The sequence below is a fragment of the Acinetobacter sp. ANC 4910 genome (assembly GCF_004331035.1).
Lineage (GTDB): Bacteria > Pseudomonadota > Gammaproteobacteria > Pseudomonadales > Moraxellaceae > Acinetobacter.
The window spans coordinates 304,788-324,480 of the sequence record NZ_SJNT01000004.1 but is presented as its reverse complement, the minus strand read 5'-3'; the positions used below and the strand labels follow the sequence as shown (position 1 = coordinate 324,480).

18 protein-coding genes and 1 pseudogene are annotated in these 19,693 nt (G+C 40.0%); 13 read left to right on the top strand and 6 right to left on the bottom strand.

Annotation, left to right across the window (positions count from 1 at the left end):
* The first annotated feature begins 194 nt into the window (after positions 1 to 194).
* The 7 genes from E0H82_RS06350 (at position 195) to E0H82_RS06320 (ending at position 6,329) form a co-directional block, all read left to right on the top strand.
* Positions 195 to 1,598, top strand: coding sequence for an amino acid permease (locus E0H82_RS06350; protein WP_131263863.1), 1,404 nt, complete (start codon positions 195 to 197; stop codon positions 1,596 to 1,598).
* A gap of 133 nt (positions 1,599 to 1,731) precedes the next feature.
* Positions 1,732 to 1,956 (top strand): LPS translocon maturation chaperone LptM, encoded by a 225-nt coding sequence (gene lptM, locus E0H82_RS06345; RefSeq protein WP_131263862.1) that lies wholly within the window; start codon positions 1,732 to 1,734, stop codon positions 1,954 to 1,956.
* A 24-nt stretch (positions 1,957 to 1,980) separates the two neighbouring features.
* A complete protein-coding gene (gene lysA / locus E0H82_RS06340; protein ID WP_131263861.1) occupies positions 1,981 to 3,225 on the top strand; it encodes a diaminopimelate decarboxylase in 1,245 nt (414 codons plus the stop codon).
* A 13-nt stretch (positions 3,226 to 3,238) separates the two neighbouring features.
* Positions 3,239 to 4,084, top strand: coding sequence for a diaminopimelate epimerase (gene dapF, locus E0H82_RS06335; protein ID WP_131263860.1), 846 nt, complete (start codon positions 3,239 to 3,241; stop codon positions 4,082 to 4,084).
* Positions 4,085 to 4,187: 103 nt separating this feature from the next.
* Entirely contained in the window at positions 4,188 to 4,802 is a 615-nt protein-coding gene (locus E0H82_RS06330) for an alpha/beta fold hydrolase (protein WP_131263859.1), read from the top strand.
* 10 nt (positions 4,803 to 4,812) lie between these two features.
* Positions 4,813 to 5,736 carry a site-specific tyrosine recombinase/integron integrase gene (gene xerA / locus E0H82_RS06325; RefSeq protein WP_131263858.1) on the top strand — a complete coding sequence of 308 codons (924 nt, stop codon included), beginning with the start codon at positions 4,813 to 4,815 and terminating at the stop codon, positions 5,734 to 5,736.
* A gap of 224 nt (positions 5,737 to 5,960) precedes the next feature.
* Positions 5,961 to 6,329: a hypothetical protein gene (locus E0H82_RS06320; protein ID WP_131263857.1), complete on the top strand. Its 369-nt coding sequence runs from the start codon at positions 5,961 to 5,963 to the stop codon at positions 6,327 to 6,329.
* Here the strand turns inward: E0H82_RS06320 and E0H82_RS06315 are convergent.
* Positions 6,309 to 6,869, bottom strand: a complete 561-nt coding sequence (locus tag E0H82_RS06315) for a GNAT family N-acetyltransferase (protein ID WP_131263856.1) — start codon at positions 6,867 to 6,869, stop codon at positions 6,309 to 6,311. The two genes, E0H82_RS06320 and E0H82_RS06315, sit on opposite strands and share 21 nt — an antisense overlap.
* Before the next feature lie 8 nt (positions 6,870 to 6,877).
* Positions 6,878 to 7,372 (bottom strand): Lrp/AsnC family transcriptional regulator, encoded by a 495-nt coding sequence (locus tag E0H82_RS06310; RefSeq protein WP_131263855.1) that lies wholly within the window; start codon positions 7,370 to 7,372, stop codon positions 6,878 to 6,880.
* Positions 7,373 to 7,486: 114 nt separating this feature from the next.
* On the opposite strand from E0H82_RS06310, the gene E0H82_RS06305 reads away from it, so the two are divergent.
* The 6 genes from E0H82_RS06305 to E0H82_RS06280 all read left to right on the top strand — a co-directional run bounded on the left by E0H82_RS06305 (position 7,487) and on the right by E0H82_RS06280 (position 14,693).
* Entirely contained in the window at positions 7,487 to 8,092 is a 606-nt protein-coding gene (locus tag E0H82_RS06305; protein WP_131263854.1) for a LysE family translocator, read from the top strand.
* A gap of 505 nt (positions 8,093 to 8,597) precedes the next feature.
* Positions 8,598 to 9,350, top strand: coding sequence for an electron transfer flavoprotein subunit beta/FixA family protein (locus tag E0H82_RS06300; protein ID WP_131263853.1), 753 nt, complete (start codon positions 8,598 to 8,600; stop codon positions 9,348 to 9,350).
* Between the two features lie 17 nt (positions 9,351 to 9,367).
* Positions 9,368 to 10,303, top strand: coding sequence for an FAD-binding protein (locus tag E0H82_RS06295; protein WP_131263852.1), 936 nt, complete (start codon positions 9,368 to 9,370; stop codon positions 10,301 to 10,303).
* Between the two features lie 85 nt (positions 10,304 to 10,388).
* The gene (locus E0H82_RS06290; protein WP_131263851.1) at positions 10,389 to 10,904 is read left to right on the top strand and encodes a DinB family protein; all 516 of its coding nucleotides are present in this window, start codon (positions 10,389 to 10,391) and stop codon (positions 10,902 to 10,904) included.
* A 300-nt stretch (positions 10,905 to 11,204) separates the two neighbouring features.
* A complete protein-coding gene (gene gyrA, locus E0H82_RS06285; protein WP_131263850.1) occupies positions 11,205 to 14,177 on the top strand; it encodes a DNA gyrase subunit A in 2,973 nt (990 codons plus the stop codon).
* Between the two features lie 78 nt (positions 14,178 to 14,255).
* Positions 14,256 to 14,693 (top strand): DUF3887 domain-containing protein, encoded by a 438-nt coding sequence (locus E0H82_RS06280; RefSeq protein ID WP_228258629.1) that lies wholly within the window; start codon positions 14,256 to 14,258, stop codon positions 14,691 to 14,693.
* A gap of 60 nt (positions 14,694 to 14,753) precedes the next feature.
* Here E0H82_RS06280 and gltP read toward each other — a convergent pair whose 3' ends face one another.
* The 4 genes and pseudogenes from gltP to E0H82_RS06260 all read right to left on the bottom strand — a co-directional run.
* Positions 14,754 to 16,049 carry a glutamate/aspartate:proton symporter GltP gene (gene gltP / locus E0H82_RS06275; RefSeq protein ID WP_131263849.1) on the bottom strand — a complete coding sequence of 432 codons (1,296 nt, stop codon included), beginning with the start codon at positions 16,047 to 16,049 and terminating at the stop codon, positions 14,754 to 14,756.
* Positions 16,050 to 16,303: 254 nt separating this feature from the next.
* Positions 16,304 to 17,410 (bottom strand): ABC transporter permease, encoded by a 1,107-nt coding sequence (locus tag E0H82_RS06270; protein ID WP_131263848.1) that lies wholly within the window; start codon positions 17,408 to 17,410, stop codon positions 16,304 to 16,306.
* The gene (locus E0H82_RS06265) at positions 17,407 to 18,537 is read right to left on the bottom strand and encodes an ABC transporter permease (RefSeq protein WP_131263847.1); all 1,131 of its coding nucleotides are present in this window, start codon (positions 18,535 to 18,537) and stop codon (positions 17,407 to 17,409) included. The genes E0H82_RS06270 and E0H82_RS06265 overlap by 4 nt, the downstream gene beginning before the upstream one ends.
* A pseudogene (locus E0H82_RS06260) lies at positions 18,537 to 19,484 on the bottom strand (HlyD family secretion protein); the annotation flags it as partial. The pseudogene E0H82_RS06260 and the gene E0H82_RS06265, both read right to left, overlap by 1 nt.
* Positions 19,485 to 19,693 lie beyond the last annotated feature (209 nt).

Genomic DNA, 19,693 nt, shown 5'->3' with positions numbered 1-19,693 from the left:
TTGCATTGATGTAGTGCGTATTATCGGCCCCAATTGTATAAGGCTTGAATGCTGAACGATACAGATAGAGTTGTTTAGCTTAGATTGACCCAAAAACTTACATGGCGAAGGCGTGCTTAAAAATAGTGCAAATGTGTAATTTGGATTAATTTGGTTAAAAAATCTTAAAGGATTAATAGAGAGTTTTTATAGCGATGTTAAATCAAAACACGAATGAGTCGGCTGCACAAGGCGAACTGCATCGTAGTTTGTCGAATCGACATCTACAACTAATTGCGATTGGTGGTGCAATTGGTACGGGTTTGTTCATGGGGTCGGGCAAAACCATTAGTTTGGCAGGCCCATCAATTTTATTTATTTATATGATCATCGGTTTAATGGTGTTCTTCGTAATGCGTGCATTAGGGGAACTACTATTATCTAACCTCAAATATAAGTCGTTTATTGATTTCTCGACAGACTTGATTGGTCCTTGGGCGGGTTATTTTGTTGGTTGGACTTACTGGTTGTGTTGGATCACCATTGGTATCGCGGACTTGTCTGCCATTATTTATTATCTGCAATTCTTCAACAATGGACTACCATTTAGCCCAGTTGAAGGTGCCATGATCAGTGTTGCTGCCATCGTCTTCATTATGGGTTTAAATCTCATGACGGTGAAGCTATTTGGTGAGCTTGAGTTCTGGTTTGCTTTGGTCAAAATCATAGCCATTGTGGTCCTCATTGCTGTTGGTTTGTGGATGATTTTTACAGGCTTTACCTCAACCACGGGTGAAGTTGCATCATTCACGCACTTATGGGCGAATGGCGGGATGTTCCCGACGGGGATGAGTGGTTTCTTGGCAGGTTTCCAAATTGCAATTTTTGCCTTTGTTGGGGTGGAATTGGTGGGAACTACAGCAGCAGAAACCAAAGATCCTGAGCGCAACTTGCCTAAAGCAGTGAACTCAATTCCAATTCGTATTATCTTTTTCTACGTGTTGGCATTGGTGATTGTGATGTCTGTGACACCATGGAATAGGATCAATCCAGAAGTTAGCCCATTCGTGAATTTGTTTAGTCAGGCAGGTATTGCAGCCGCGGCGATTATCATGAATCTTGTGGTGTTATCTTCTGTGATGTCATCTATGAACAGTGGAGTATTCTCGACCAGCCGTATGCTGTTCGGTTTATCGCGTGAGAAGCAAGGGCCACAAGCTTTTGGTCATTTGAATAAGCGTGCAGTTCCTGCAAATGCTTTATATTTCTCTGCAATTTGTTTGTTGGGTGGTGCTGCCTTACAGTACTTTGTGCCAAATACGGTTGAAGCCTTTACTTTGGCAACGACATTATCAACGATTCTGTTTATTTTGGTGTGGTTGATTATTTTGTGGAGCTATTTGGTTTACTACAAAACACGTCCAGAATTACATGCGAAATCGACTTTTAAATTGCCTGGTGGTCCTTTGACGTGTTGGGTGGTGATAGTGTTCTTTGTTGGCATGATTTACGTGTTGTCATTAGAACCAGATACCATGAAGGCGCTAATGGTCAGCCCAATTTGGCTCATCATTCTTGCCATTGGTTATTTCTGTTTCTATAAGCCAAAACATAAATAATCGCGGCATATACAGAAAAACGTCAGTTTAGAACTGGCGTTTTTTTATGTCTGGGGATAATCTCTAGCGTTTAATGCTTTGGTCAATGCGTTGATCAGGTTATACTTTGTTAAAATTTGAGATAGGTGGTCAGATGCGTCACGTCATTTGCTGCATAAGTGTATTGGTATTGGGATCTTCATTAGTCGGTTGTGGTCAATCGGGTGCATTGCAATTACCAAGCGATTCAAATTATGACAAACGTGCAAAATATTTGTTATATCCAAATGTAGAGTCTGCTCAAGAAAAAGAGCAAGTCCAAACGACTGAATCGGTTGAACAACAGACAACTACAGAATCAAAATCTTCTACCCCTTAACTTGTCATTGAAAGGACATCTTCCATGAGTTTTACCCGCATTAATGGGGTATTGCACGCAGAGCAGTGTTCCCTAGAACAGCTTGTGCAGCAATATGGCACGCCACTGTATGTTTACTCAAAAGCAACTTTTGAAAAGCATTTTTTAGATATGGACCGTGCTTTTGGTTTTATCGATCATCAAATTTGTTTTGCGGTAAAGTCTAACTCAAATATTGCGGTACTCAGCGTGTTAGCCAAATTAGGCTGTGGCTTTGACATTGTGACGGGTGGTGAGTTAGCCCGTGTGTTAGCTGCAGGTGGTGATGCATCTAAAGTTGTCTTTTCAGGTTTAGGTAAAACTGAAGCGGATATTCAAAAATCATTGGAAGTCGGCATTGCATGTTTTAATGTTGAATCTTATGCCGAATTAGATCGTATTCAGAAAGTGGCGGCGGCGTTAGGCAAAAAAGCCCCAATTTCATTACGCGTTAACCCAGATGTCGATGCAAAAACGCATCCTTATATTTCAACTGGATTAAAAGAAAACAAGTTCGGTATTCCTTCAGATACGGTATTTGAAACCTATCAATATGCAGCCAGTCTACCGAATTTAGAAATTATCGGTATCGACTGCCATATTGGTTCACAGTTGACTGAAACCAAACCGTTTGTCGATGCACTTGATCGTGTCATGCTCATGATTGAGCAACTGAAAGAGCTTGGTATTGAATTAAAGCATGTCGATATTGGTGGTGGTTTGGGGGTGACTTATAAAGATGAAGTTCCTCCAACCGTTGAAGAATATGCCAATGCTTTGAAACCGGCTTTAGAAAAGTTAGGTCTAAAAGTGTATATGGAACCAGGGCGCAGTATTTCAGCCAATGCAGGTGTGTTGCTGACCAAAGTAGATTTATTGAAACCGACCAATCATCGTAATTTTGCCATTATTGATGCAGCAATGAACGATTTGATTCGTCCAGCTTTGTATGAAGCATGGATGGATATCCAATCTGTAACGCCACGACACGATGTTGAAACTTTGCAATGGGATGTGGTGGGTGCGATTTGTGAAACGGGCGATTTCTTGGGTAAAGAACGTGATTTAGCACTCCGTGAAAACGATACACTTGCAGTGTTAGGGGCAGGTGCGTACGGTTTTGTCATGAGTTCAAATTACAATACGCGTGGACGTGCGGCTGAAGTCATGGTCGATGGCGCGAACTCACATCTCATTCGTGAACGTGAAACCATCGAATCACTTTGGGAAAAAGAGCGTTTATTGCCTTAAGGAGTCACTAAAAATGTTTTTAGAATTTACTAAAATGCATGGTCTAGGCAATGACTTCATGGTTGTAGATTTAATTAGTCAGCGCGCTTACTTAGATGCACTGACCATCCAACGTCTTGCCGATCGACATTTTGGTATTGGTTTTGATCAATTGTTAATTGTTGAACCACCTGATATGCCAGAAGCGGATTTTAAATATCGTATTTTTAATGCCGATGGTTCAGAAGTTGAACAATGTGGGAATGGCGTGCGCTGTTTTGCTCGTTTTGTACATGAACGACAATTGACGACGAAAACCAAAATTAAAGTACAAACCAAAGCAGGCATTGTTGAACCTGAATTGGGTTCAAATGGTTGGGTACGCGTCAATATGGGGTATCCAAAGTTCCTGCCACAGGAAATTCCATTTTTGGCCGATGAACCAGCAAGTCTGTATGATCTAGAGTTGGCAAATCAACAACAGATTCAAATTGATGTGGTGAATATGGGTAATCCACATGCTGTGACCATTGTTCCAGATGTGATTACGGCTGATGTGGCATCAATCGGACCACAAGTAGAGTCGCATGCGCGTTTCCCTGCACGTGTGAACGCAGGCTTCATGCAGATTATTGATGAAACACATGCACGTTTACGTGTCTTCGAACGTGGTGTCGGTGAAACCTTAGCCTGTGGTACAGGCGCATGTGCTGCTGCTGTTTCAGGCATCCGTCGTGGTTTATTGGCGAATCAGGTTGAAATTGAATTGGCGGGTGGGAAATTACAAATTGAATGGCGTGATGGCGATGTGGTCTGGATGACAGGTCCGACAGCCAACGTTTATGAAGGACGTATTGACCTGCGTTATTTCCAAGGCTAAATCTGTATTGATGTTAAAAAAGCACTGTCTCCATGATGGTGCTTTTTTATGGATTAAAATCGGCTATGCTGAAGCCAAAGATAAATAGATATAAAGTGTAGACATGCCAAATTTAATTTTTCTACCAGGCGCATCGGGAAGTACTACGTTCTGGAATCCCTTAATCAATAAATTATCTCATGCAGAATCTAAACAAGTGATTGCCTATCCGAGTTTTGGTGAGGAACCAAGCCAAGAGAGTGTTTATGATTTTGCCAGTTTGTCGAATTATGTTTTGCAACAGATTCAGTCTGAATCTATTTTGATTGCACAGTCTATGGGCGGAATTTTTGCTGTACAGGCGGCAATAGCACGTCCAGATTTGGTCAAGGGATTAGTGCTTTTAGCAACTTCGGGCGGAATTGATTTAACTCCATTTCAGGTACTGGATTGGCGAACCGCCTATCAACAACAATATCTTAACTATCCAGACTGGTTTATGGCTACACAGATAGATTTATCTCAACACCTTGAAAAGATCAGGATACCAATATTGTTATTGTGGGGTGATCAAGATCTAATTAGTCCCATAGCCGTTGGACAAACATTGCAGCAAAAACTGCCACAAGCACAGCTACACCTGATTCATGGGGGTGATCATGCCTTTGGGGAGCACCATGCAGAAGAAGTTGCAGCACACATTCAACAGTATTTAACTCACTTTAATTTTAAAGTTTAGGATGGGTATTATGTCTGTAGAATCCCAACAATTATTAGCCATGTGGTTGAAAGCACGGGAAATACAAAATCAGTCCAAATTAACTTTACTGGCGTATGAGCGTGATGTTGGTGATTTTTTACAGTTTTGTGATCAGAAAAAATTGCTGTTACAAGATATCGAAACGTCAGATTTGCGTGAATATTTGGCAGTAAAAGTAGAGCAACAGCAATTAAGTTCTAGTAGTTTACAGCGATTATTGTCTGCGATTCGTCAGTTTATGAAATGGGCAAAAGAAGGGAATTATCTGACGTTTAATCCATCCGATGATTTCCAGTTAAAGCGCCAACCGCGACCCTTGCCGGGTATGGTGGATATTGAAACCATTCAGCAAATTTTAGATCAGACGAAGCCTGAAAAAGAGTCAGATCAAGAATTGTGGCTGCGTGATAAGGCAATTTTAGAATTATTGTATTCAAGTGGATTACGACTAGCTGAAGTACAAAGCCTTAAAATTAAAGATATTGATTTTAATCGGCTTTTATTGCGGATTACGGGTAAAGGTAACAAAACCCGTGTAGTGCCTTTTGGTTCCAAAGCTAGAGATGCGTTAATGGAATGGCTAAAGTTGTATCCATTGTGGCATGGTGATTTTGTTCCTGATGCACATGTCTTCATTAGTCGTAAAGGTAATCCACTGAGTGCGAGACAAATTGAAAATCGGGTTAAGTTTCAAGCGCAACGTGCAGGGGTGAGTGTTGATTTACATCCACACTTGTTAAGACATTGCTTTGCGAGTCATATGCTTTCAAATAGTGGTGATTTAAGAGCTGTGCAGGAAATGTTGGGGCATAGTAATTTAAGTACCACCCAAATTTATACTCATGTCGATTTTGATCGGCTGGCCAATGTCTACGATCAAGCACATCCGCGTGCTCAATTCAAAAAACAGTAACAATTTCAGTGTAGATATATGCTCATCATTCTGCTGAATGCTTTTGTTTTGGTACGGAACTTGCTGTAGTCATGGCATAAGTAAAATGCAAAGGAGCCTATTTGTACTATTGTAGAATAATAAAAAATCAAAAGATGCAGTATAAGTGTCGCTTGGCATGCGGTATTAAACATAAATATACCGATTGTGAATTTTGAACGTAGAATGAAAGAGGATTGCAAGCCATGATTTCAAACATACAAGAAAAATATAATCAATTAAATTCAGTGCAAAAGGATATTTTTGCAGGATATGGTTTGCGCCAGATTAAACATTTTATTGAATATTGCTTACCTGAAGTACAACCATTATTGCCTGAAAATTCAGTGATTGAAGGGGTTAACACCTCTGGCATGGTACAAGCTTTACAACAGAAGACCCTCAAGTGCTATGTCTGGGATGGGACAACGTGGAATGTATCTGCAAGCTATATTCCAATTATGGATACGACCGATGACTTTCAATCGGTGTGGGAAATTTTTGATTTGTCCCTTTATGAGTTGATTGAACTGAGTCATGTACATCGCGACTTTTTAGGTAATGTGCACGTCTGAGCTAAATTCACTTGAATCAATGCAATACAGTACGTGCTTCTGCAAAATATTGTCGGTGCTTAGTGCAGGATGTAGAAATTCTTGTTGATATAGCATACCTAACCTTTTCATTACCGCTTGTGAAGGGTGATTAATTGAGGCTGTGAAAGCAACGACTTCCTTTAAATTGAGTGTTTGAAACGCGAAATCTAAAGCAAGTTGCGCTGCTTCTGTCGCATAGCCTTGCCCCCAATAATCTTTATGTAAGCGCCAGCCAATTTCGGTACACGGTGAAAAACTAAATTGATTGGGTTGATCATGCAATCCTGTCATACCAATCAAACGTTGTTCAGATTTTAATTCGACCGCCCAAAAACCCCAGCCACGCTGTTCAATTAACGCTTGGCATTTATCGATGAGCAGATCACTTTCAGCACGAGACAAGCATTTCGGAAAATAACGCATGACGGCAGGATCAGCATTGAGTTGAGAAAATGGCAACCGATCAGTCTCTTGCCATGGACGTAAAATTAAGCGCGTACTTTCTAGAGTATTCTGCATAGCATCTCTTATAAATCTTCAAGTGGAAGTTGAAAGCTTTGCTTAATAATTTGGCTAGGCAAATCAGTTTTTACACTGGTGATGCCATTTTTCTTGGTCAAATGGGTAGACTGAAATTTTCGATAGTTTTCTAAATCAGGCACTACCACTTTCAGCATGGCATCACACTCACCCAAAATAATATAACACTCCATGACTTGGGGCAGTTCTTTCATGGCTTCAATAAAACGATCAATGGTTTCCGCATCTTGTCCCACCAACCAAATACGTGAAAACAAAATCAGTTGAAAACCAATCTTTTGTGGATCAACCACAGTGGTGTAATTCTGGATTACTCCAGCTTCTTCCAATAGTTTGACCCGTCTTAAACAAGATGAAGGTGACAGCCCAACTTCTTTGGCTAAATCATTATTTTGAATACGACCATTCTGCTGCAAAGCACGAATGATACTTTTATCAATGCGATCGAGTTTGATTAAAATATTCTTGGAAGATGATTTCATAAAATAGAATTAAATTCGAAAATTAAACCTAATTATAGAATATTTGCAATCCTATTTTGTATAAATTCGCAGATACTAATTTTCACTTTCAGCCTATTCGAAAGGGAAAAGGATATGTCTGTATATTTATTGTTTGCACTGACCGTTTTGCCTCTGGTTTTTACCCCTGGTCCCGACATGCTATTTATCTTTTCACAAGTCATGTCGAAAGGGGTAAAGGCTGGAATTATGGCAACCCTTGGTATTTGCATGGGATATTTAATACATTCAGTTTTGGTTGCAGTCGGTATTGCGGCAATTCTTATTTCTTTTCCGTTATTGTTTGAAACAATTCGTTGGTTAGGTATCGCGTATCTGTTGTATCTTGCTTTCAGCTTATTAAAGTCGGTTTTTAATACTAAATCGCTGCAAGTGCCGAAAGCACAAGCGGGTAGCCCAATTACCAAAGGTTTTTTTACAGCATTACTGAACCCCAAAGGCATGCTCATCTACTTTGCAATTTTGCCACAATTTATAAACCAGTCAGAAAATACAGTCACTCAAGGTCTTATTTTATCGTCTATTTTTATTGGTTTATGTTTAGTGGTGTATAGCGGGTTGAGTTTTGCGGTGGCCAAAATTACACAAAATGCCCAATTAGATGCCAAAAAGCAAAAATGGATTGATGCAGGATCGGGTGGTTTATTGATGATAGCTGCGACTTGGTTAATTGCCAATTAATTGAAACTAAAAAGCATGCTCTTGATTAGTGTGCTTTTTTATATGTACAACAGCAGATTTTTTATAATGTCGGAGCAATAAGTTTGATTGGACTGCTGCTCTAACGTGGCTGGGGAATAAAATTTTAATCAGGAATATGGTTCTGTCAAAACTGACAAGTCATTTGTTTGATTTTGCAGCCGTGCTTGGTCACTTATCCGAACAGATAAAGCAGAAATTTAAGGAATTGATCAGAAAAAATTATGTAGTAAATAAAGTAAAAAAATAATAAAAATCAATGTTTAAAATTAGTACACTAAAACCACTATTTTAGAATCAAAATTCATGCAAATAAAACTTTGAACGCAACGTTCAGCCCTTTTTACGCATTTTTACAGTGGATTCAGTAATTGTGACTTGACCGAAATGCCATACAATTGCAAGATAGGACACCTAAAAAATTTTAAGTGAAGAGTTAATATAACTTTTCTCAACATTTACTTTTGCTAAAACAGCCGAGGATTACATGAAGGCTCTTGTTGCTGTAAAACGTGTGGTTGATGCCAACGTTAAAGTTCGCGTTAAACCGGACAATAGTGGGGTAGACCTTACTAACGTTAAGATGTCAATTAACCCATTCTGTGAAATCGCAGTGGAAGAAGCGGTTCGCTTAAAAGAAAAAGGAACTGTTTCAGAAATCATCGTTGTTTCTATTGGTCCTAAAGAAGCTCAAGAACAAATTCGTTCTGCAATGGCACTTGGCGCTGACCGTGGTATCTTGGTTGAAGCTGATGACAGCCAACTTGGTGCTTTGGAAGTTGCTAAAATCCTTAAAGGTGTTGTTGAAGCTGAACAACCACAATTAATCCTTCTTGGTAAGCAAGCAATTGATGATGACTCTAACCAAGTTGGTCAAATGCTTGGTGCGCTATTGGGTGCAGGTCAAGGTACATTCGCATCTGAAGTAAAAGTAGATGGCGACAAAGTACAAGTGACTCGTGAAGTTGACGGTGGTTTACAAACTGTTGAATTATCACTTCCAGCAATTATCACCACTGACTTACGTTTGAACGAGCCACGTTATGCTGCGCTTCCAAACATCATGAAAGCGCGTAAAAAACCGCTTGATATGAAGTCACCAGCTGATTTTGGTGTTTCTACTGCAACTAAGCTTAAAACAGTTAAAGTTGAACCACCTGCTGACCGTAAAGCGGGCGTACAAGTGAAATCTGTTGATGAGCTTGTTGAAAAATTGAAAAACGAAGCGAAAGTGATCTAATACAGAAGGATAAAATCATGAGTATTTTAGTTATCGCTGAGCACGACAACAAGACACTTAACGGTGCAACTTTAAACGTTGTTGCTGCGGCACAAAAAATCGGTGGTGATATCACTGTATTGGTAGCTGGTTCTGGCGCGCAAGCAGTTGCTGATGCTGCTGCAAAAGTTGCAGGCGTAAGCAAAGTATTACTTGCTGACAACGCTGCTTATGCAAACCAATTGGCTGAAAACGTTGCAGCTTTAGTTGCTGATGTAGCGAAAGGTGGTTTCAAGCACGTATTGGCTGCTTCTACAACGACGGGTAAGAACATTCTTCCACGCGTTGCGGCGCTTCTTGACGTAAGCATGATCACAGACATCATTGCGGTTGAATCTGCAAATACGTTCAAGCGTCCAATCTATGCGGGTAACGCAATTGCAACTGTTCAATCTGATGAAGCAATCATCGTGGGTACAGTACGCGGTACAGCGTTTGATCCAGTCGCTGCTGAAGGCGGTGCTGCTGCGGTTGAAGCTGTAAGCGAAGCAAAAGATGCTGGTATCTCTAAGTTTGTTTCTGAAGAGATCGTGAAATCTGAACGTCCTGAATTAACAGCTGCACGTATTGTTGTTTCTGGTGGTCGTGGTGTAGGTTCTGGTGAGAACTACCATAAAGTACTTGACCCATTAGCTGACAAGCTTGGTGCTGCACAAGGTGCTTCACGTGCAGCGGTTGATGCTGGCTTCGTTCCAAACGACATGCAAGTGGGTCAAACAGGTAAAATTGTTGCTCCTGACCTTTACATCGCTGTAGGTATCTCTGGTGCGATTCAGCACTTGGCGGGTATGAAAGACTCTAAAGTGATCGTTGCGATCAACAAAGACGAAGAAGCACCAATCAATGCAGTTGCTGACTACTGGTTAGTTGGCGACTTGAACACTGTTGTTCCTGAATTAGTATCTAAAATCTAATTTCTGAACTTGTGTTTGAATAAAAAACGCTCCGAAAGGAGCGTTTTTTTGTGTTAAAAAACAACAAATAAACGGAGGATTGTAGATGAATTATAGCTTTAAAACCTATTTTCTAATGTTAGCTCATTATAATCAGTGGGCAAACCAGAGGTTATTTTCTATTTTAACCACGCTAACAGAAGAACAGTTAAATCAAGATTGCAAAGCCTATTTCAAATCGCTTATGCAAACGGCAAATCATCTACTGGTAGGTGATTTACTTTGGTTTGAACGTATTAAGGGGGGAGTGGCCTCCAATTACGCCTTAGATGAGATCCTTTACCCTCAGATCAGTGCGTTGATACCTGCAAGGTTTGAGCATGATCAGCGTTTAATTGGCTTTCTCAATGAATACGACGAAGCTGCATTTAACAGGCTTATTACCTACATTCGTCGTGGTCAAGCTTATACTGAACCGTTAATCGAGATATTAGCGCATCTATTTAATCATCAAACTCATCATCGAGGACAGATGCATAGCATGGTTTTTCAACTGACCGGTAAATCGTTAGAGTTGGATTTAATTTTTTTCCAAAGAGAAAATGCCCATTTCCATAAATGATGGTTTTTAATTTACGCTGACTTTTTCTATTAGAAAGAGCGTTATTTTAGATTAAAAAATAAGCGTTTATTCTGTTCGTCAAAAAGTAGAAAATTAGATTTTTAACTTATTAATTCTAATAAACTTTTTATTGTAAAAAAATGCTATTTTTCAGATTACTAAACTCCCTGTTAGTGAGCCTTTTATGCTATAATTTACGGCTGTATTTTAGTTTTTTAGCTCAATTCCCTGAGTTAAATTTTTGCAAGATTTAAGATATAAATGCGGGCAGAATTCCTGCTTGTATAACAAGGAGTATGCATGAGCGTATCGGAAATTAGACCGATTGCCATTGAGGATGAACTCAAGCACTCGTATTTGGATTATGCAATGAGCGTGATTGTATCACGCGCTTTACCTGATGTACGAGATGGTCTAAAACCTGTTCATCGTCGTGTGCTTTTTGCAATGCACGAATTGGGTAATGACTACAACAAAGCATACAAAAAGTCTGCCCGTGTTGTCGGTGACGTAATCGGTAAATATCACCCGCATGGTGATTCTGCTGTTTATGAAACTATTGTTCGTATGGCGCAAGATTTTAGTTTGCGTTATATGCTTGTAGATGGTCAAGGTAACTTTGGTTCTGTCGACGGTGATAGTGCAGCAGCAATGCGTTATACCGAAGTTCGTATGCAAAAGCTTACCCATGAAATTCTGGCGGATCTCGAAAAAGATACCGTAGACTGGGAAGACAACTACGACGGTTCAGAACGTATCCCGCAAGTGATGCCAACGCGTATTCCGAATTTGTTGATTAACGGTACGACAGGTATTGCAGTGGGTATGGCGACCAATATGGCGCCACATAACATGACTGAAGTCGTGAATGCATGTCTGGCTTATGCTGAAAACCCAAATATCAGTATTGAAGGTTTAATGCAGCATATTTCGGGTCCAGATTTCCCGACTGGCGGCATTATTTATGGTAAATCGGGTATTGTAGATGCTTACCGTACGGGTAAAGGTCGTTTGCATATCCGTGGTAAATACCACTTTGAGGAAGATCAAAAAACAGGTCGTACGACCATTGTCTTCACTGAAATTCCATATCAAGTCAACAAAGCGAGAACTATCGAGCGTATTGCTGAGTTGGTAAAAGAGAAGAAACTCGAAGGTATTTCAGAACTACGCGACGAATCTGATAAAGACGGGATGCGTATCGCGATTGATTTAAAACGTGGTGAGAATGCTGAAGTTGTGGTGAACAACTTATTCTTGAATACGCAACTCGAAAACTCTTTCAGCATTAACATGGTGTGTCTGGACAACGGACAGCCAAAATTAATGAATCTTAAAGATATCATTGCGGCATTTATTCGCCATCGTCAAGAAGTAGTCACTCGCCGTACCATGTTCGAATTACGTAAAGCACGTGAACGTGGTCATATCTTAGAAGGTTTAACGGTTGCCTTGGCGAACATCGATGCCATCATCGAAACGATCAAGACCTCTGCTAACCCAGCTGAAGCGCGTGAACGTTTACAAGCAGGTGAGTGGGCTGCGGGTGGTGTGGTTGCACTCCTAGAAAAAGCTGGTTCGGTTTCCGTTCGCCCTGAAGTGATTGACGGTGAAGATCTGAACCGTCCATTTGGTTTAGATGGTGATATGTATCGTTTGTCTCCGACCCAAGTCGGTGCGATTTTAGAGCTACGCTTGCACCGTTTAACAGGTTTAGAGCAAGACAAACTTCATGCTGAATACACCGAAATTTTAGGACAAATTGCTGAGTTAACAGCAATTTTGAATGATTTTAATTTGTTGATGGCAGTAATTAAAGAAGAGTTGGCTTTGGTTCTTCAGCAATATGGCGATGCTCGTCGTACGGCAATTGTAGAATCGCGCATTGACTTCTCTCGTGAAGATTTAATTCCAGAAGAGCAAGTTGTATTAACTGTTTCGAAAACAGGTTATGCGAAAACTCAACCATTGTCTGACTATGCTGCACAACGTCGTGGCGGACGTGGTAAATCTGCGACGTCAATGAAGGAAGATGATTACATTCAGCATTTGATTGTTACCTCAAACCATGCGACGGTTTTATGCTTTACCAATGTGGGTAAAGTATATCGCCTGAAAGTGTTTGAAGTGCCACAAGCTTCTCGCGGTGCAAAAGGTCGCCCAATGGTGAACTTACTGCCGTTAGAGGCAGATGAAACGATTACTGCAATTTTGCCTGTAATTGATGCGCCGAAGAAATTTAAAGATCGTTTAGCCGATTTTAAAGCTTTCGTTCGTGCTCATGTGGTGAAACTACGTGAAAACAGTATCATCGAAGCACATTATGATGCGTTAAAAGCATCATTTGATGGATTGGCTGAAGATGCGGATGAATTATCAGATGCATTGCGTAAACAATTAAAAGAGTTGGGTGTCGAGCTTTCTGCAACAGATCTTGATGATGAAATTGTTGCTGAATTTGCAGAATTGACTGAAAAGTTACGTAAAAACTTCTTTGTATTTATGGCAACTGCATCAGGCACCGTGAAACGTGTAGAGCTGGAACAATTCAGTAATGTACGTTCAAATGGTTTACGTGCAATTGAGCTGAATGAAGAAGATACCTTGATTGGTGTTGCGATTACTGATGGCGAACAGCAAATTATGTTGTTCTCAAATGAAGGTAAAGCAATTCGTTTTGCTGAAACTGATGTACGCGCAATGGGTCGTTCTGCCAAAGGTGTACGTGGTATGCGTGTCACGATTGGTTCGGCCCAAGCAGATGAGTCAGAAGAAGTTGAATCGGATGACGATGATGCAGATGCAAACTTCATTAGCCGTATCGTGTCTTTGGTAGTCGTTCCTGAAACAGGTGAAGTGTTGTGTGCTTCTGCTAACGGTTATGGTAAACGTACCCCAGTTGGTGATTTCCCAACCAAAAAACGTGGTGGGAAAGGGGTAATTGCCATTAAGACCTCAGCGCGTAATGGCGAATTGGTCGGTGCAGTTTCTATTGATGAAACCAAAGAACTGATGCTGATTTCAGATGGGGGTACCTTAGTGCGTACTCGCGCTTCAGAAGTGGCTCAAACAGGTCGTAATGCACAAGGTGTTCGTCTTATCCGCTTAGGGGAAGATGAAACATTGGTGGGTGTAGAAGCGATTGATGCTGTAGAAGAAGATGAAATCGAAACTATAGAATCAGTATTGGCTAATGAAAAGTTAGTTGATGAAGAAATGATTGTCGATGAAACTGAAAATGAATCAGATTTGAATGAATCTGAAGAAGAATAAGTCATGGTCTAAAACAAAAAGGACGCTTAGGCGTCCTTTTTCTATATGATTTGTTGCATAAATAATGGGAAAACAACGATGATGAAGATGAAATATGCGGTTTTAGCATCGGTATTGGTGTTCAGTGGATGCGATAAGCTGGGACAGCAGGCGAATATTGCTGACCCGAGTAAGGAGCAAGCACAAGTTGCTCAAGACGCTTATGATAATTTACGTGCACAGAATTTTGACCAATTGATGACGCATTTTGAACCTGAGCTGCAAGCGCGTTATCAAGGTGATCAGAAGAACATGCAAAAATTTGCACGCGGTTTACCTCAAGAGAATTATAAAACCAAGAAAATCGTGTCAAAAAAATTACTGAATGACAGCAATCAGCCAAGTAAATATACGGTGACCTATGAATATGCCTATGATAAAAACTTAGTACAGTATGACGTGAGTTTTGATAAACCCAATGGCAGTAGCAAAATTCGAGACATTAGCGTGTCAGTATTTGGCGAGAAAATTGAATAATCAAAAGCTATGTTAAATAAAAAAGGACGCCGCAGCGTCCTTTTTTATATGCAATTTAAATTACAAAGTATCATTCAGTTGTACATTGTAGTTCTTTTGCTTTTCCGTATCGAATTGGCCTTCCCATTTACTGATCACGAGAACAGCTAATGCGTTACCAACGACATTCAATGCAGTACGTGCCATATCTAAAATACGGTCAATACCCGCAATAAATGCCAGACCTTCAAGTGGAATCCCAACACTGCCTAAAGTCGCCAATAGCACCACGAAAGAAACACCAGGTACACCTGCAATGCCTTTAGAGGTAATCATTAAAGTAAGTACTAAAATGATTTGCTGACCCAAGCTTAAGTCAATGCCATAGAGCTGAGCAATAAAAATCGCGGCAATACTTTGATACAGTGTTGAACCATCCAAATTGAACGAATAACCAATTGGAATGACAAAACTGGTAATTGTTTTTGGCGCGCCATATGCTTCCATTTTTTCCATAATACGTGGAAGAACGGTTTCTGAACTGGCAGTTGAGTAAGCTAAAATCAATTCATCTTTTAAGATTTTGATAATGGTCCAAATGCTGAATCCGCAAATTTTGGCAACAAACCCTAATACAATAAAAGTGAAGAAGAAAATAGCTGCGTAAACCAATATTGCAAGTTTTACCAATGGAAGTAACGAGCTAAAGCCAAAGTTTGCAACGGTCGCAGCGATTAAGCCGAATACACCTAAAGGTGCAAACTTCATGATCATGTGTGTAACTTTGAACATTGTCTCAGAAACACCATGCAATACCTGAATTAGCGGTTGTTTAGTTTCTTTAGACAAAGAACCTAAGCCAATACCAAACAATACCGAGAAGAAAATAATCGGCAGCATTTGACCGCTAGTTAATGCAGCAAAGATGTTCGGTGGAATTAGCGACAAAATGGTTTGTACTAAACCATGAGAATGTTGGCTAACTTCATGACTGGTTTCTTGATATTTAGAAATATCGACTTGAGTGAGAGTCGACATATCAATACCAGCACCTGGCTGGAATACATTTGCAGCAACCAAGCCAACAATAATGGCAATGGTTGTAATGATTTCAAAATATAGAATAGTTTTGAAACCTAGTCGACCAACATTGGTACCATGACTTGTATTTGCAATGCCTAGAATAAGCATTGAAACCACAAGAGGGATTACAATCATTTTGATGAGGCTAATAAATATTGAACCTAGTGGGCTCAATAAATTAGTTACAAAGGCATCACGATATTCAGGAGAATAGTGCAGAAAAGAGCCTAAAAGTACACCTAAAATGAGTGCAATTACAATTTGCCATGCAAGGCTTATCTTAATTTTTTTCATACTCAGCTCAGAAAAAAAATTAGGGGCAAAAAAATATCTGCAAGAACTCTTATGCTGCATCAAGATGCGGTGGCATGAAAAAAAGAAGAATGCTGGCAGATGGAAGGTGGCTATTGTGAAGTTATTATGAAGAATGAGCGATCTTTTTTTAATTTATTATTATTGATTGATTATTATTTAATCTGTTTTATTTAATAATTCGATTGTTCTTAAATTTGTCATTAGTTTGTTAAATAAAAATGATGAATAAGTGATTAGTTGCGTGCATTACATAAACGATAATATGCCCAGCTTAAACAGACACCTGCAAAAACACTCAGATAAATGAGCTTAGGTATAAGCATTTGCGTAGGTACACCCATCTGATTCAATTGAATAAACATTTGAATGGCTTGAGTCGATGGTAAGGCTGAGCCTAAGTATTGCATCCATTGAGGCATAGCGGCATGTGGCCAAGCTGTGCCCGAAAGTAAAAATAGCGGAATGGAGGTGAAGACAATAACATGACCTGCACGTTCTGGAATATCTAAATAAGAAGCCAAGACAAGGCTCAGCCCAATCACACTGCTTATAAAAATTGGAACAGCAATTAGCATGCCCCAAAAATTTCCGCCACGTGGGTAGTCATAAAGCCAAAAGGTAAAGCCAAATAAATAAAAGCAGCCCAAACAACCAATGCTCAGCGCAGCGGCAAATAATCCCCAAAACTCAGTTGTTTTGCTCCGCCAATTTGAGTTGCGATAACCTGCAACCAGCATACATAAGCCCAATACAATGGTTTGATGAATAATTAAGGGGGCAATGGCAGGAAAAATATAACTGCCATAGCCTGAAAGTGTATTAAATAATGGAATTTGATGAGCTGAAAGGGCGGGTGAAAAATGTGAAATCTGACCAAACTTTTCTGCACGTTCGGCTAAGGTGTTTTCAATGGCTGTTGCCAACCCCAAACCAATTTGTTTGGTTCTTAAAAAATAAGCAGCACTTAAATATAATCCAACCCCACCAACTTCACCCCGATGAATACTATTAGATAAATTATTTGGTAATAGCAAAATACCATCGGCACGTTGTTGCTTTACCCAAGCTTCCGCTTCAGCAAAATTTCCTGTTACAGCACGAACCTGAATATTTGGACTGTTGCTCGCTGCATTAATGATACTGGCAGTTAATGTACTTTGTTCTTCGTCCACAATAATGATGGGTAAGGCTTGAGCGTGTTGTGCTTTGTAGGCTGTTGGGTAGAAAAAACTATAAAAGAAGATAGAAAGCACCATCGTTGTGAGAATGGAGCTATTTTTTGCAATATCTTTGAATGTTTTTACAAAGTAAAAAATAAATGACTTTAATGTTTGTTTCATTCCTGTACCTCTACACGACGTTTTTTTAATAACAGGAAAGAAGTTGTCCAATAGAAGAGACAATAAAAACTCAGAATTGCTAAAGAGATAAAGGAAAGTTGTGCAGGACTACCAATGACCCATTGTTCAGTTTGTAGCTTGGCATAAGGTGTATACGGAATAATATTGGCCCAAAATTTAGTAAATGCAGGGGCATTATTTAAGGGGAGTGTCACACCTGCAAAACTTAAGGATGAACCGCCATATACCGCAATAAAGCCAAAAGTTTTGGCCAAATTATGGGTAGCTAATACTACAGTTGCACTAATTAAAGCGTAGGCAAAATAAAATAAAAACTGAGCTAAAAGTAATAGCCAGAGTTGACCAGCCACAAACCACCCTCGAATTTCTATAAGCCAGAACATCCATAACCATGTCCAAATACTGAAAATAAAAACATACACAAGAGCTTTACTGAGTAACGCTGTCCATATTGTTGAAGATTTCAGCCAGTCTTTTGTAGACCCAAATTGAAATTCTTGACCTACGGAAAATGCCACACAACAACAGAGTAATAAATGCAGAACAGCAGGAATGACAAAAGGTTCTAAATAAAATTCGTAACTGAGACTCGGATTGTAGAGTGGCGAGATTTTCACATTAGGGGTAGGGATGTCTAAATAGGGAATATTATTTTCTAAATAATTTTGTCCCATGTAATTTGCCATGGCTTGCACAGTACTGCTGAGCATGGCTGAAGAAATAGAATTTCCGACACTGAAGTAGCTTTGATTAAATGCAAGAGCAATTTCAGCATCCTTGGCTTGAACCAGTCGTTGTTCTGCACCTTCAGGAATCAGTACATAACCCCAAATTTTTGTTTCATTCAGTAGGCGTTCAGCTTCATTGGAATCGGGCGTTACGGTATAAATAGCCAAGCTTTGATTGCTGGATATATATTTTTCGATATTTCGACTCAGACTACTCTGATCTTGATCAATAATCGCAATAGGTAAATGTTCAGGCTTTCCCTGTGCAAACATGCAGCTAAATAGCACAATGACACATAGCGGGGCGAGTGTAACTAAACACAAGTCCCATTTGTGTGTGGCTAAATAGCGGAGTTCACGCCAGAGACCAGCCCACATCAGGATTGCTCTTTGACTTTAAATAACACACTCATGCCAACCTTAAGATCTGGGATGGGTGTACTTGGTGTTAAGTGGAGCTTAAAGCTACGTATGTCGTAACCCCCAGTTTGTCGCGTTGTTTTGATGGTCGCAAACTCACCCTCTGCATCAATGTTTTCAATTTTAAATTGTGCAGTTTTATTTAAAGCGGGAATAAATCCTTCCAAAGTTTTGGCTTGATAGACTTGAGCATACTGATCTTCACGAACATTTAAGCTCACCCAGAGCTCATCGTCTAAAATAATACTCATAACAGGCACGCCAATCGCGACTAATTCTGAGACTTTGCCGTAGGTTTTGGAAATCGTACCATTTACAGGTGAAAATAATTTTGTCTCAGCATCTAGCGCATTGGCCTCCGCAACAGCAGCTTTGGCGATTTCGACCTGTGCATCCGCTGTGGATTTCTGTTCAGTTGTGCTTCCACGTTTTGCCCGAGCATATTGTTGGTAGGCAGCTTCAGTCAACTGAGCAGCGGATTGTGCAGCAGCCTGCATTTCATCACAACGCTGACGTGAAATAACACCTTCTTGAAAGAGTTTCGCCCCACGTTGGTAAGTTGTTTGAGCCAAGTTTTGTTGAGCTTTCATGGCTTGCCAGTTGGCAAACAGCGTATCAATATTTTCTTGTTGCGAACCACGATCAGCTGTCGATTGCAGTGCCAGTGCCGATTGCAAACCCGCTAGCGTTTGCTGCTTTTTAGCATCAATTTCAGGGCTATATAAACGCACGAGCAGCTGGTTTTTTTGAACTTTTTCACCATCATGTACATAAAGTTCTTCAATTCGGCTTGGTATTTTGGTACTGATATGAATAGTTTCCGCTTCAACTCTTCCTTGTATTTCAACTATTTGGGGTTGGTAGCTTTTCCACAAACCAAATGCAATGAACCCAAGCAGTAAGATGGCTAGAATAATACCTGTGCTTTTCAGAAGTTTAGTTTTAGGTGTTGGATCAGTCACTTTTTCAGAGACATCATTTAAGTGTTCTGCTGAATTTTCTGTCTCAGTATTACTGTCGGTCAGTTGCTCTGATAGATCCGTTTCAGATTTCCCTGTATTTTTTTCCTCCAATGAGGAAGCATTAGGTTCTTGATCAGGTGTTGATTGATCTT